This window comes from Noviherbaspirillum suwonense (assembly GCF_900182955.1).
GTDB classification, from domain to species: Bacteria; Pseudomonadota; Gammaproteobacteria; order Burkholderiales; family Burkholderiaceae_D; genus Noviherbaspirillum_A; species Noviherbaspirillum_A suwonense.
Window position 1 is genome coordinate 102,703 of sequence record NZ_FXUL01000019.1, and the last position, 12,841, is coordinate 115,543.

A 12,841-nucleotide genomic window follows, 5' to 3' on the forward strand; every position below is an offset into this window, starting at 1 on the left:
CCGTTTTGTGTTTTTGGTCAGTCATGCAGCCGGCGCCGCCGCGCCTATTTCACCTCGCGCCGGGTTTCCAGGTAGGCCTTGATCGACCACACCGCTTCCTGGTTCAGGATGCCGTCGAACGGCGGCATGTAGACCGCGCCGTTGCGCACCTTGCCTTTCCTGACGCTGGTGGCGAAGTAGTCGTCATTGTCCTTGAAGCACATCTTCTTCTTGGCTTCGACCTTCTGCGTCATGCAGTCGCGGTCCAGCAGCCGAAGGTCGGGCGCGATGCCGCCGGAAACGGCTTCGATGCCATGGCATCGCGCGCAGTTGGCGCCGAAGGCGGACGCGCCGATCTTCTGCGCTTCCTTGTTGTCGCGGTAGGGATTTTCCGCGACCCACTTGTCGCCCAGCGGCGGCAGCGACTTGGTGTCGACCGCTTGCGGCGTCACGTCGCCATGGGCATGAACGGCGGAAGCAGCCAGCGTGGCCACGGCGAAAACAAGGGCGGCGAGAGAGTAGGAACGGTGCATGGAATGGTCTCCTGAAGTATGAAAGCGATTGCCATGTCATACCGCAAATGCCGTGCCAACCGGTATCCGGCGCAGCATGCGAAATGGTTGCGCCATTTATCAACAGGTGTACCATTGCCAAAAAAAATTGCGACTCAAACTGCAACACGCCCTTACCAATAAAGGAGCGGAGACAATGACTGGAGACAAGACCGTCCATGCCGGCTCGGGAGGCAGGTATCTGCCGCAGACCGATGGCATGGTTCCTGCAATCAGTTCCAGCACCATGCTGGACGAATCCCACCGACGTTGCGTCTCCTACGGCTTGTCCGAGACAGCCAGGCCAGACTTCAGCCCGATAGGCAGGAGCGATATTTCATTGCTTGTCGAACAGAACCGCGTGCTGCATACCCATGCGCTGCCGGTGATGGAGACCCTGTACGAGCAGATCGTCAACACGCACAACATGGTGGTGCTGACCGACGCCAACGGCATGATCGTCGACGCGCTGGGCGACGACGACTTCCTGGAAAAGGCCAACCGGGTCGCGCTGCAGCCGGGCGTGAACTGGTCCGAGGAAGGCAAGGGCACCAACGCCATCGGCACCGCCATCGTCGAGAAGAAGCCGACGCTGGTGCATGCGAGCCAGCATTACCTGGTCTCCAACCATTTCCTGACCTGCTCGGCGGCGCCCATCTTCAGCCACCAGGGCAAGCTGATCGGCGTGCTGGACGTGACCGGCGACCAGCGCAGCTTCCACCAGCACACGATGGCGCTGGTGCGCATGTCGGCGCAGATGATAGAGAACCAGCTGTTCTCGGCCGCCTTCGACGACGGCATCACGCTGCATTTCCACAGCCGGCCCGAGTTCATCGGCACGCTGATGGAAGGCATCGCGTCGTTCACGCCCAGCGGCCGCTTCCTGTCGGCCAACCGCATCGGCCTGGTGCAGCTGGGCCTGCCGCTGCCGGCCCTGCAGGCGCATACCTTCAGCTCGCTGTTCGGCATGCCCGTCTCCGCATTGTTCGACCATTACCGCACCGCGTCGCCGTCCCTGCTGACCATGTGCCTGCACAACGGCGTGCGCGTCCATGCGCGCGCCGAGCTGCGCCGCTCCAGCATGGTGTTCCAGAACGTGTCCCATGCGCAGCCGGAAGCGGCGCAGGCGCGGCCGCCGGAGCAGCCGCGCAATGCCGCGGCGCGCAGGCTGTCCAGCCTGCACTATCTCAACACCGGCGACACCCAGATGCAGCGCCTGATCGACAAGGTCGGCAAGGTGCTGGGGCGCGACATCTCGATCCTCATCACCGGCGAGACCGGCACCGGCAAGGACCTGCTGGCCCAGGCCATCCACAACGACTCGCCGCGCGCCGGCGGGCCGTTCGTCGCGGTGAACTGCGCATCGATACCCGAGACCCTGATCGAGTCCGAACTCTTCGGCTACGAGGACGGCGCCTTCACCGGCGCGCGCAAGAAGGGCAGCGTCGGCAAGATCCTGCAGGCCAACGGCGGCACGCTGTTCCTCGACGAGATCGGCGACATGCCGGTCAGCCTGCAGGCGCGGCTGCTGCGGGTGCTGCAGGAACGGGTGGTGCTGCCGCTGGGCAGCAGCAAGTCCATCCCGGTCAATGTGGCCGTGATCTGCGCCACCAACCGCAACCTGCGCGACATGATCGCGCGGTCCGCTTTCCGCGAGGACCTGTACTACCGTCTCAACGGCCTGGTGGTCAAGCTGCCGCCGCTGCGCGAGCGCACCGACCTCGAGATCGTCGTCAACCGGCTGCTGCTGGCGGAGTCCGAAGGCCAGCCGCACAAGGTCTCGGCCGAAGTCATGCGCATGTTCAAGCAGCATAACTGGCCGGGCAATTTCCGCCAGCTCAGCAACCTGCTGCGCACCGCCGTCGTGATGCTGGGCGAGGGGGAGGCGGAAATCGGCATCGAACACCTGCCCGACGATTTCCTCGAAGACCTCAACGCCGTGGCGCACCAGGAGACCGCCGAGAACATCGAGCGTGTCGTGAACCGGGCGAGCACGCTGGAAGACGTGGAAGCGACGGTGATCTCGCGGTCGCTGAAGGCGCATGGCGGCAACGTCTCCGCCACCGCGCGGGCGCTGGGCGTATCCCGCAATACCATCTACCGCAAGATGCCGCAGTCGCCTGTCTGACCGCCTATCCCAATTTGGAACAGTGCTGTTGACGGCTGGAGCAGCGCGGCGCATCCGGCCGCCGTCCGCCGCCGGTTCTGCGCGGCACGAAACTTGCGTTTTCATCGTGGACAAAAAAATGATGGAGACCACGCATGAAGCGCGACGCCGCTCCCGCCCTGGAGCCGATGGACCCGGCATCGGCCTATACGCTGCTGCTGGCGTGGGCGGCTTTCGCCGGCGTGCTGATGTTCGCCGCCACGCTGCTGTGGCAGAACGGCGTCTGGGGCATGCTGATCGAGGCCGATCCGACCGGCATCACGATGATCATCGTCGCGGTCTTTGTTGCGGCCACCGTGCGCTGCGGCTGGCGCAGCCTGAGGCTGTGCGACGAGCGCGCCAGCATGGAAGCCTGGCGGCGCGGCCTGCAGGGCATCTGCGGCCGCCAGGGCCGGCATGTCGATGCGTATTTCCGCGCGCTGCTCGCGCAGTGGCCGCAGGACGCCGGCGCCCGCGGCCGCCTGGCCGACGTGCTGGCCGAGCGGCTGCATGGGCCCGAGGACAGCACATGGTGGGTCAATGGCATACAGATCAAGCTGGGCCTGCTGGGCAAGGTGATCGGCTTTTCCATCCTGGCGATCCAGATCTCGCGGCTGGAAAGCTTCGATCCCAGCCAGACCCAGGACCTGCTCAAGACCCTGACCGGCGGCCTCGGCATCGCGCTGCTGACCACCGCCGTCGGCCTGGTCGCCAATATGCTGCTGGGCCTGCAGCTGACGCAGCTGGACCGCTGCGCCGACATCCTGCTGGCCGACGCCACCCAGTTCGCCGACACCGGCCTGCTGCCTGACCTCGCCGACTTTGCGCAGCTGCGCCACGGCGCCTGATGTCCAGGCGGCGCAGCCGGCGCGACACCGATGTCGATCCGTTCTACGACATGCTGTTCAACATCCTGATCGCATTCGTGTTCTGTTTCATCATCGCGGTGCTGGCGATGAACCCGAAGGCGAAGAAGACCGGCGACGTGCCGGCCAAGGCCGAATTCATCATCACCGTGTCCTGGCCGGACAACGACCCCAACGACATCGACACCTGGGTGCAGGACCCCGCCGGCAACCTGGTCTGGTTCCGCCAGCGCGAGGCCGGCCTGATGCACCTGGACCGCGACGACCGCGGCGAGGTCGGCGACACCATCCTGGTCAACGGCCGCGCCGTCGTCAATCCGCTGAACCAGGAAGTGGCGACGCTGCGCGGCGTCGCGCCCGGCGAGTACACGGTCAACGTGCAGTACTACGAAAGCCGCAACCAGTCGCCGGTCGACGTGACCGTCTCGGTCGTCAAGGTCAACCCGCGCGCCGACGTGGTGTATTACGGCGCGGTCAGGCTGCCGGCCAAAGGCGCCGAACGCACGGCGGTGCGCTTCACCGTCACGCCGGAAGGCAATGTCTCCGACATCAACACCCTCCCGAAAACCATCGTCCAACCGCCATGACCGACAACGCCCTGCTGCTCACCCTGCTGTACGTCGCGCTCGCCTTCCTGCTGCTGGTGCTGTGCTTGGCCACGCGCTGGCCGCTGTGGGCCAAGGCCGGCATGGTGCTGGCCGTGACCGCGTCCTATTTCGTCGCGCAGGCCGCGTTCCAGGGAATGCTGGGATGGCCGACGCCGGGCGCGCCGCCCGAGAAGTTCGTGCTGCTGGCGGTGGTGGTGGAGGAACCGGACAAGGAGCGGAGGCAGAAGGGCGCGCTGTACGTTTGGGTCAATGCGCTGCGGGACAACAAGCCGGTGCAGGAGCCGCGCGCCTACAAGCTGCCCTATGCGCGCGACCTGCATGCGCTGCTGGGCGAGGCGATGAAGAAGAACCGCCAGGGCGTCAGCCAGATCGGCTCGACCGAGGCGCCGGCCGGGGGCAGCGGCAACTCATGGCTGCGCAATGCCGCCGACCCGAAGCTGAAGATCAGGATCAGCGACGCGCCATCGCCGCAGCTGCCGGAGAAATGAGCATGCGCCGCTCTGGTGTCAGTGTCGGTGCCGGTGTAGGTGTCGGCGTTTGCGTGCTGCTGGCCGGCTGCAGCCCGGGCCATGACAGCACGTCCTACTTCCCGCTGGCGCCGGGCGCGCGCTGGACCTACTCGGTGCAGACCGATGCGGACGGCGCCGCCAGCCGCCAGCAGCAGACCATCAGCGTGCTGGACGAGCGCCGCTATGACGGCAAGCCGCTGTTCATACGGCGCAGCGAGACGCCGGGCAACATCGGCATCGAATACTGGCTGCGCGCGCAGCCGGACGGCATCGTGCGCATTGCCCAGCGGATGGACCTCGAAGAGTTCGCCGCGCTCGATCCCGCGCCGCGCACGGTGCTGAAGCTGCCGCTGGCGGTCGGGGCCAGCTGGCGCGCGCCCACTGTGCCCTATACCGTGATGCGCAAGAATGAATATCCGCGCGAGGTGAAGTACGGCCGCGGCATGCCGATGACCTATACCGTCGAGGCGCTGGACGAAAAGCTGACGGTGCCGGCCGGCAGCTTCGCGCATTGCGCGCGCGTGGTGGGACGGGCCGAGATGACGCTGTTCACCGACCCGGTGCGCGGTTTCAACAAGGTGCCGGTGACCACCACCGAATGGTACTGCCGCGGCGTCGGCCTGGTGAAGCTCGAGCGGCTGGAGAAGCTGGCCACGCCGTTCTACAGCGGCGGCAGCGTGCTGATGGAGCTGGTGGAATATCGCATGCCGTGAAGCGCCGGGCGGCGGCCCAGCACCTGCAAAAATGTTTGCGGCAGATAAAAAAACCGGCGACTTGCGGTCGCCGGTCAAACTGCCTGTGGCAGAGGAGAGAGACTTGGATACGTGCAGCGGCGATCGGCCTACAGCGACGCCAGCTTGAACACCCAGACAGATCCGCCCTGTTCCAGGAAGTTCACTTTCTTGGCCACTTCGCCGCCCCACAGCGGCACCGCGCCGCCCCAGCCCGACACCACGGCCACGTACTGCGTGCCGCCTTCCTGCCAGGTGATCGGTGGCGCGACGACGCCGGAGCCGGTCTGGAATTTCCACATTTCCTTGCCGCTCTTGGCGTCCACCGCCTTCAGGTAGCCTTCCGGCGTGCCATAGAACACCAGGTCGCCGGCGGTGGCCAGCACGCCGCCCCACAGCGGCGCATTGTTCTTCACTTCCCATGCGATCTTGCCGGTCTTCGGGTCCATCGCCCGCAGCGCGCCGATGTAGTCGTCATTGATCGGCTTGATGGTGAAGCCCGCGCCGAGGAAGGCCGCGCCTTTCTTGTAGGTCACCGGCTCGTTCCAGATCTCCATGCCCCATTCGTTGGCGGGCACGTAGAACAGGTTGGTCTTCGGGCTGTAGGCCATCGGCATCTGGTTCTTGCCGCCCAGGAAGGACGGCGCCGAGAACACCACCTCGCCCTTCTTGCCGTCCGCGCCCTTGGTCGGGTCGCCCGGCCTGCCTTCGGGAACGAAGTTGGGACGGCCGGTCTTCAGGTCGATGCCGGTGGCCCAGGTGATCTTCTTCACGAACGGGAACGCGTTTTCCAGCTTGCCGTTCTTGGCGTCGATCACGTAGAAGAAGCCATTGCGGTCGGCCTTGCCGCCGAGCCGCTTGCCGCCCTGCTCGAAGGTGACGAACTCGTTGACGCCGTCGAAGTCCCAGCCGTCATGCGGCGTGGTCTGGTAGTGCCACTTGATCTGGCCGGTGTTCACGTCGATGGCCACGGTGGACGACGAGTACAGGTTGTCACCCGGGCGCAGGTGGCTGTTCCACGGCGACGGGTTGCCGGTGCCGAAATAGGCGAGGCCGGTGCTCGGGTCGTAGGTGCCGCCCAGCCAGGTCGCCGCGCCGCCGGTCTTCCACAGGTCGCCCGGCCAGGTCTTGTTGGTGGTGCCCGAGATGCCGTTGTCGATGGCCTTGCCGTCGGCGTCGTACTTGTAGCCCATGTGGCCCTCGACGGTCGGACGCGACCAGACCAGCTGGCCCGTCTTCGGGTCGCGCGCCTCGACCCGGCCGACCACGCCGAACTCGCCGCCGGACACGCCGGTCAGCAGCAGGCCCTTGGCGATCAGGGGCGCGGCGGTGTTGGAATAGCCGGCCGCATAGTCGTCGACCTTTTCCTTCCAGACCACTTCGCCGGTGTCCTGGTTCAGCGCCACCAGCTGCGCGTCCAGCGTGCTGAAGATGACCAGGTTGTCGAACAGCGCCGCGCCGCGGTTGACCACGTCGCAGCAGGGCATGATGCCGTCCGGCAGCCGGTGCTCGTACTTCCACAGTTTCCTGCCGGTCTTGGCGTCCAGCGCGAAGATGCGCGAGTACGAACCGGTGACGAACATCTTGCCGTTGTAGATCAGCGGCTGCGACTCCTGGCCGCGCTGCTTCTCGCCGCCGAAGGAAAAGGACCAGGCCGGCACCAGCTTGGCGACGGTCTTGCTGTTGACCTGGGTCAGCGGCGAATAGCGCTGGCCTTCCTGGTTGATGCCCCAGTTCAGGACGTTGGCCGTGTCCTTGCCGGCGGCCTCCAACATGGCATTGGTCACGCCGGCAGCCCCGGCTGCCAGGGGCGCGGACATGGCCAGGGCAACACTGATGGCGATGCTGTTCTTGCGCATTACGGTCTCCTCGATTTGACTTCGGTGTGCTTTCGGCCTGGCGCCGGGCCTTACTGCCGTTCCTGCAAACTGTCCGCGTGCGTGCGCCTGCCTTCGAGCAGCGCGGACTCCTCGTCCGTGTATAGCCGCGAGCGCGTGAGGAAGCGCTTGCCGGTGCCGTTATCCAGCGAAAACATGCCGCCCATGCCATTGACCACGTCGATGATCAGCTGCGTGTGCTGCCAGTACTCGAACTGCCCGGCGCCCATGTAGAACGGCACGCCGTCCAGGTGGCCGAGGAACACGTCCTCGTCGCCGATGCTGAATTCCCCCGCCGCGTAGCACATCGGCGAACTGCCGTCGCAGCATCCGCCGGACTGGAAGAACATCAGCGGACCGTGCTTCGCGCGCAGTTCCGCGATCAGGTCCAGCGCGGCGGGCGTCGCGACGACGCGTGGTGTCAGTGCATGCATGGGCAATCCCTTCACGGTGGGCCGGCCTGGCGGGACGCATCCGGCGCGCTCCGCTTCCGTCCGGCCCGGAACGGCGTCAGAAAAAACCGAGCGCGTTCGGGCTGTAGCTCACCAGCAGGTTTTTGGTCTGCTGATAATGCTCGAGCATCATCTTGTGGTTTTCACGGCCGATGCCGGACTGCTTGTAGCCGCCGAATGCCGCATGGGCCGGATACAGGTGATAGCAGTTGGTCCAGACGCGGCCGGCCTGGATCTCGCGGCCGACGCGGAAGGCCCGTGCGTTGTCGCGGGTCCAGAGGCCGGCGCCGAGGCCGTACAGCGTGTCGTTGGCGATCTCCAGCGCCTCGGCCTCGTCCTTGAACTTCGTCACCGACACCACCGGCCCGAAGATCTCCTCCTGGAAGATGCGCATCTTGTTGTGGCCTTCGAAGATGGTCGGCTTGACGTAGTAGCCGCCGGCGAAGTCGCCCTCGAGCATGTTCTGCGCGCCGCCGGTCAGCACCTTCGCGCCTTCCTGGCGGCCGATGTCCAGATAGGACAGGATCTTCTCCAGCTGCTCCTGCGACGCCTGCGCGCCTATCATCGTCGACGAATCCAGCGGGTTGCCCTGCCTGATCGCCTCGACCCGCTTGACCGCGCGCTCCATGAAGCGGTCGTAGATCGATTCCTGGATCAGCACCCGCGACGGGCAGGTGCAGACCTCGCCCTGGTTCAGCGCGAACATCGAGAAGCCTTCCAGGCACTTGTCGAAGAACGCGTCGTCCTTGTCCATCACGTCCTCGAAGAAGATGTTGGGCGACTTGCCGCCCAGCTCCAGCGTCACCGGGATGATGTTCTGCGATGCGTACTGCATGATCAGGCGGCCGGTGCCGGTCTCGCCGGTGAAGGCGATCTTGGCGATGCGCTTGCTCGACGCCAGCGGCTTGCCGCATTCGAGGCCGAAGCCGTTGACGATGTTGAGCACGCCCGGCGGCAGCAGGTCGGCGATCAGTTCGACCAGCACCATGATGGAGGCCGGCGTCTGCTCGGCCGGCTTCAGCACCACGCAGTTGCCCGCGGCCAGCGCCGGCGCCAGCTTCCATACCGCCATCAGGATGGGGAAGTTCCACGGGATGATCTGGCCGACCACGCCCAGCGGCTCATGGAAGTGGTACGCATAGGTCTCGGAATCGATCTGCGCGATCGAGCCTTCCTGGGCCCGGATCACGCCGCCGAAGTAACGGAAATGGTCGATCGCCAGCGGAATGTCGGCGGCCATGGTTTCGCGTATCGGCTTGCCGTTGTCGATGGTTTCCGCGGTCGCCAGCAGCTCCAGGTTGGCTTCCATGCGGTCGGCGATGCGGTTCAGGATCAGCGAGCGCTCGGCCAGCGAAGTCTTGCCCCAGGCCTTCTTCGCCGCATGGGCGGCGTCCAGCGCCAGCTCCACGTCCTCGGCGGTCGAACGGGCCACTTCGCAAAAGGTCTTGCCGATCACGGGGCTGATGTTTTCGAAGTACTGGCCTTTCACCGGCGGCACGAATTTGCCGCCGATGAAGTTGTCGTAGCGCTCCTTGAACGGGTTCTTGATGCCGAGCTTGCTGATGTCTGCGAGATTCATGGTGTCTTCCTCTTGGTGTGGTCCGGACGGTCTGTTTGTTTTGCCTGCATGGCTACTAACGCAAATGGTGTGCCATGGCCGCCGCGTTCCCGGCCGGCGTGATGGGCGCAAGCGCGCCGCAGCAATCGCGCGGTGACGCATGAGATCGGGGAGAAGGCCAGCAATCGGTGTAAGGGCCGCATGCGGCAGGGCGCCGCCGTTGCCGCACCTGCTCACCTTTGCAACAGTGCTGTCCTAATTTGTCATAGGGGACGCCGGCCGGGCGATGGCACCATGGCGGCGCGGCAATACGGCAGGGCGGCCTGCCATGCCAATCCCGGTTCACAGGGTGGAATGAAAGCCTGCAGGGTGCTAATGCGCTATTGCTTAGTACACCCTACGGGCCTGCGGGACGGAACCATCGATTCCATCCGGTACGCGATGACTTGGGATTGGTATAGGAGGAGGAAAGGAGAAGTGGTGCGCTGCCCGCGGGCGGGCAGCGCGGTGCGGCAGGTCAGGTCGCGGCGTCGGGAGCCGGCGCGGCCAGCGCACGCGAGTTGGCGTCGGTGCGGAACAGGATGGGCTGCGTCCCGGCGTCCATCGGCGCCTTGAGCGCAGCCTGGAAAATGATCGCGTCGACCCGCCCGCGCTGCGGCGACTTCGAGCAGACCGGGTCGGCCGCGCGTGCGTCGCCGGCCAGCATCGCGGCCTGGCAGCGGCAGCCGCCGAAGTCGATGGCCTTTTCCGGGCAGCTGCGGCACGGCTCCTGCATCCAGTCGTCGCCGCGGAACAGGTTGAAGGCCGGGCTGTCGCGCCAGATCCATTCCAGGCTGGCGTCCTTCACGTTGGGCAGTTCGACGCCCGGCAGGCTGCGCGCATTGTGGCAGGGCAGGGCGGCGCCGTCCGGGGCCACCGCGAGGAACACCGCGCCCCAGCCGTTCATGCAGGCCTTGGGACGGTCCTCGTAGTAATCCGGCACCACGAACAGCAGCTTGCAGCGCTTGCCGATCTTTTCGCGGTACCGCTGCACCACCTGCTCCGCTTCCCGCACCTGGGACAGGGTCGGCATCAGCTGATGCTGGTTCAGCTTCGCCCAGCCGTAATACTGGGTGTTGGCGAGTTCGAGGTATTCGGCCTCCAGTTCCAGCGCCATCTCGATGATCTTGTCCACGTGCGCCAGGTTATGCCGGTGCAGCACGCAGTTCATCACCATCGGGTAATCGTATTTGCGGATCAGCGCCGCGACCTTCTTTTTCAGCTCGAAGGTCTTCGTGCTGCTGAGGAAGTCGTTCATTTCCCGCGTCGAGTCCTGGAACGACAGCTGGATATGATCGAGCCCGGCTGCCTTCAGCGCCGCGATGCGCGGCTCGGTCAGGCCAACGCCGGACGTGATCAGGTTGGTGTAGAAGCCGAGCCGGTGCGCCTCGGCGACCAGTTCCTCCAGGTCGTCCCGCGCCAGCGGTTCGCCGCCGGAGAACCCGAGCTGCACCGCGCCCATCGCGCGCGCCTCGCGCATCACGCGGACCCAGCCGGCGGTGTCGAGTTCGTCGCGGATTGCCGCATGGTCGAGCGGGTTGTAGCAGAACGCGCAGTGCAGCGGGCAGCGGTAGGTCAGCTCGGCCAGCAGCCAGTAGGGCGGCGCAATCGTCATGTTATCCAGTCCTTGTCGAATGCATGCGCGAGCAGGTCGAGCACGTCGCCGCGCAGCCCGCTGGTGTTGAAATCCCGTTCCAGCTGCGCGACGATGTCGTCGACCGTGGTCGCGCCGTCGCAGCGCTTGAGTATCTCGCCGGCGCTCTGGTTCAGCCTGACCATGCCTTCCGGATACAGCAGCACGTGCGCCTGCTGGGCTTCCTCCCATTGCATGCGGAAACGGCGGTTCAGGCGCGGCATCTCGGGGAGCTGTGTCATTCGGGATAGGCCTTTTCGATGGCGTCCAGCATGCTCCACAGGATGTCGAGCTTGAACTGCAGGATCGCGAGCGCCCGTTCCTGCTGCGCCCGGGTGGTGAAGTAATCCAGCGTCACGGCCAGCCCGTGGTCGACGTCGCGCTGGGCCAGCGGAATGCGGCTGCGGAAATAATGGAGGCCGGACGCATCGATCCACGGATAGTGCGCCGGCCAGCCGGCCAGCCTGTCCTTGTGGATCTGCGGCGCGAACATCTCGGTGAGGGAGGAGCAGACCGCTTCCTGCCACGGCGCGCGGCGCGCGAAGTTCAGGTAGGCGTCGCAGGCGAAGCGCACGCCGGGCAGCACATGCTGCAGCGACCAGAGTTCATCGCGCGGAATGCCGACCGCCGCGCCCAGCTGCGTCCATGCCTCCAGGCCGCCGGCGTCGCCGTCCTGGTAGTCGCCGTGGCCGTCGTGGTCGAGGATGCGGGTGACCCACAGCCGGCGGGTCGCGCGGTCGTCGCAATTGGACATGATCGCCGCATCCTTCTGCGGGATGATCCACTGGTAGTAGAAGCGGTTGGCGACCCAGCCGCGAATCTGCTGGCGCGAGCAATGCCCGCTGTTCATGCGCAGGTTGAACGGGTGGTGGATATGGTAGTTGCGGTCCTTGCTGCGCAGCCGCGCCTCGAATTCCTCCCGGCTCCATGCCGTCGCCGTCGCTTGTTCTCCGCTCACAGCTCGATCTCCATGCCGTCGTACGCGACCTCTATGCCGTGCTTTTCCAGCAGCGCGCGCTCCGGGCTGTCCTCGCGCAGGATAGGGTTGCTGTTGTTGATGTGGATCAGGATCTTGCGGCCGGCCGGCATGCGGTCCAGCACGTCTATCATGCCGCCGGGGCCGGATTGCGGCAGGTGGCCCATGTCGGCCGCGGTCTTGGACGACAGCCCCAGCAGGCGCATTTCATCGGCATGCCAGAAGGTGCCGTCGACCAGCAGCACGTCGGCGCCGGACATCGCTTCCGCGACCGCGGGCGTCAGTTCGCCGAGGCCGGGCGCGTAGAAGGCCGAACGGCCGCTGTGCGCGTCGGTGATGGTCAGGCCGATGTTGTCGCCCGGATGCGGGTCGTTGCGGTGCGGCGAATATGGCGGCGCCTTGCTTTCCAGCGACACGGGGGTGAAGCGGGTGCGCTGCAGCGGCGCGATCGTAAAGCCGCCGCGGTCCGGCTGCACCGGCCGCCAGTCGATGCCGCAGTAATGCGCCAGCACCCGGCCGATGTTGAGCCCGTCGGTCAGGTCGGCCATCACCTGTTCGGTCGCATACAGCGGCAGCGGCGAGCCGCGCTCGCGCAGCATCAGCAGGCCCGTGACATGGTCGATCTGCGCATCCATCAGCAGCACCGCGGCGATCCCGCTGTCGCGCACCGCGCGCGCCGGCTGCAGCGCGGGCAGCGCCTTGATCTGCGCCAGCAGGTCGGGCGAGGCATTCACCAGCACCCAGTCTTCATTGTTTTCGGTAATTGCAATCGAGGACTGCGTGCGCGGCCGGGCAGCGATGCTTCCCTTGCGCACGCCGTCGCAATTGGCGCAGTTGCAGTTCCACTGCGGGAAGCCGCCGCCGGCCGCGGAGCCGAGCACCTGTATCTTCATATGCGTCCCCGGCTCCTTGCCCG

The 12,841-nt window shown here is 65.9% G+C and carries 13 protein-coding genes; 5 read left to right on the forward strand and 8 right to left on the reverse strand.

All coding sequences use genetic code 11. The annotated features are described in order from the left end of the window. Positions 1-44: 44 nt before the first annotated feature. Positions 45-512 carry a cytochrome c-550 PedF gene (gene pedF / locus QOL82_RS21100; protein WP_283444283.1) on the reverse strand — a complete coding sequence of 156 codons (468 nt, stop codon included), beginning with the start codon at positions 510-512 and terminating at the stop codon, positions 45-47. A gap of 238 nt (positions 513-750) precedes the next feature. Here pedF and QOL82_RS21105 point away from each other — a divergent pair, with 238 nt between their 5' ends. The 5 genes from QOL82_RS21105 (at position 751) to QOL82_RS21125 (ending at position 5,372) form a co-directional block, all read left to right on the forward strand. Continuing rightward, the gene (locus QOL82_RS21105; RefSeq protein WP_430438521.1) at positions 751-2,658 is read left to right on the forward strand and encodes a sigma-54-dependent Fis family transcriptional regulator; all 1,908 of its coding nucleotides are present in this window, start codon (positions 751-753) and stop codon (positions 2,656-2,658) included. A gap of 134 nt (positions 2,659-2,792) precedes the next feature. Next, positions 2,793-3,524 carry a hypothetical protein gene (locus QOL82_RS21110; RefSeq protein ID WP_283444284.1) on the forward strand — a complete coding sequence of 244 codons (732 nt, stop codon included), beginning with the start codon at positions 2,793-2,795 and terminating at the stop codon, positions 3,522-3,524. Further along, entirely contained in the window at positions 3,524-4,129 is a 606-nt protein-coding gene (locus QOL82_RS21115; RefSeq protein WP_283444285.1) for a DUF2135 domain-containing protein, read from the forward strand. Before QOL82_RS21110 ends, QOL82_RS21115 begins: the two co-directional genes overlap by 1 nt. Then, positions 4,126-4,638: a hypothetical protein gene (locus tag QOL82_RS21120; protein WP_283444286.1), complete on the forward strand. Its 513-nt coding sequence runs from the start codon at positions 4,126-4,128 to the stop codon at positions 4,636-4,638. Before QOL82_RS21115 ends, QOL82_RS21120 begins: the two co-directional genes overlap by 4 nt. 2 nt (positions 4,639-4,640) lie before the next feature. Then, complete coding sequence (locus QOL82_RS21125; protein WP_283444287.1) at positions 4,641-5,372, forward strand: hypothetical protein; 732 nt, start codon at positions 4,641-4,643, stop codon at positions 5,370-5,372. A 128-nt stretch (positions 5,373-5,500) separates the two neighbouring features. On the opposite strand, the gene QOL82_RS21130 is transcribed toward QOL82_RS21125, so the two are convergent. From QOL82_RS21130 to pqqB, 7 genes are all read right to left on the reverse strand, one after another. Continuing rightward, a complete protein-coding gene (locus QOL82_RS21130; protein WP_430438522.1) occupies positions 5,501-7,210 on the reverse strand; it encodes a PQQ-dependent methanol/ethanol family dehydrogenase in 1,710 nt (569 codons plus the stop codon). 89 nt (positions 7,211-7,299) lie between these two features. After that, positions 7,300-7,701 (reverse strand): DUF779 domain-containing protein, encoded by a 402-nt coding sequence (locus QOL82_RS21135; protein ID WP_283444289.1) that lies wholly within the window; start codon positions 7,699-7,701, stop codon positions 7,300-7,302. Between the two features lie 76 nt (positions 7,702-7,777). Then, positions 7,778-9,298, reverse strand: a complete 1,521-nt coding sequence (adh, locus tag QOL82_RS21140) for an aldehyde dehydrogenase (protein ID WP_283444290.1) — start codon at positions 9,296-9,298, stop codon at positions 7,778-7,780. Positions 9,299-9,794: 496 nt separating this feature from the next. After that, complete coding sequence (pqqE, locus tag QOL82_RS21145; protein ID WP_283444291.1) at positions 9,795-10,931, reverse strand: pyrroloquinoline quinone biosynthesis protein PqqE; 1,137 nt, start codon at positions 10,929-10,931, stop codon at positions 9,795-9,797. Then, the gene (gene pqqD, locus QOL82_RS21150; protein ID WP_283444292.1) at positions 10,928-11,191 is read right to left on the reverse strand and encodes a pyrroloquinoline quinone biosynthesis peptide chaperone PqqD; all 264 of its coding nucleotides are present in this window, start codon (positions 11,189-11,191) and stop codon (positions 10,928-10,930) included. The genes pqqE and pqqD overlap by 4 nt, the downstream gene beginning before the upstream one ends. Next, the gene (gene pqqC / locus QOL82_RS21155) at positions 11,188-11,907 is read right to left on the reverse strand and encodes a pyrroloquinoline-quinone synthase PqqC (RefSeq protein WP_283444293.1); all 720 of its coding nucleotides are present in this window, start codon (positions 11,905-11,907) and stop codon (positions 11,188-11,190) included. Before pqqC ends, pqqD begins: the two co-directional genes overlap by 4 nt. Next, positions 11,904-12,818 (reverse strand): pyrroloquinoline quinone biosynthesis protein PqqB, encoded by a 915-nt coding sequence (gene pqqB / locus QOL82_RS21160; RefSeq protein ID WP_283444294.1) that lies wholly within the window; start codon positions 12,816-12,818, stop codon positions 11,904-11,906. The genes pqqC and pqqB overlap by 4 nt, the downstream gene beginning before the upstream one ends. Positions 12,819-12,841 lie beyond the last annotated feature (23 nt).

Excerpts from the sequence above, each read along its gene's own strand:
- pedF (WP_283444283.1), bottom strand. The coding sequence starts at position 512 with ATGCACCGTTCCTACTCTCTCGCCGCCCTTGTTTTCGCCGTGGCCACG.
- QOL82_RS21105 (WP_430438521.1), top strand. The coding sequence starts at position 751 with ATGGTTCCTGCAATCAGTTCCAGCACCATGCTGGACGAATCCCACCGA.
- QOL82_RS21110 (WP_283444284.1), top strand. The coding sequence starts at position 2,793 with ATGAAGCGCGACGCCGCTCCCGCCCTGGAGCCGATGGACCCGGCATCG.
- QOL82_RS21115 (WP_283444285.1), top strand. The coding sequence starts at position 3,524 with ATGTCCAGGCGGCGCAGCCGGCGCGACACCGATGTCGATCCGTTCTAC.
- QOL82_RS21120 (WP_283444286.1), top strand. The coding sequence starts at position 4,126 with ATGACCGACAACGCCCTGCTGCTCACCCTGCTGTACGTCGCGCTCGCC.
- QOL82_RS21125 (WP_283444287.1), top strand. The coding sequence starts at position 4,641 with ATGCGCCGCTCTGGTGTCAGTGTCGGTGCCGGTGTAGGTGTCGGCGTT.
- QOL82_RS21130 (WP_430438522.1), bottom strand. The coding sequence starts at position 7,210 with ATGTCCGCGCCCCTGGCAGCCGGGGCTGCCGGCGTGACCAATGCCATG.
- QOL82_RS21135 (WP_283444289.1), bottom strand. The coding sequence starts at position 7,701 with ATGCATGCACTGACACCACGCGTCGTCGCGACGCCCGCCGCGCTGGAC.
- adh (WP_283444290.1), bottom strand. The coding sequence starts at position 9,298 with ATGAATCTCGCAGACATCAGCAAGCTCGGCATCAAGAACCCGTTCAAG.
- pqqE (WP_283444291.1), bottom strand. The coding sequence starts at position 10,931 with ATGACGATTGCGCCGCCCTACTGGCTGCTGGCCGAGCTGACCTACCGC.
- pqqD (WP_283444292.1), bottom strand. The coding sequence starts at position 11,191 with ATGACACAGCTCCCCGAGATGCCGCGCCTGAACCGCCGTTTCCGCATG.
- pqqB (WP_283444294.1), bottom strand. The coding sequence starts at position 12,818 with ATGAAGATACAGGTGCTCGGCTCCGCGGCCGGCGGCGGCTTCCCGCAG.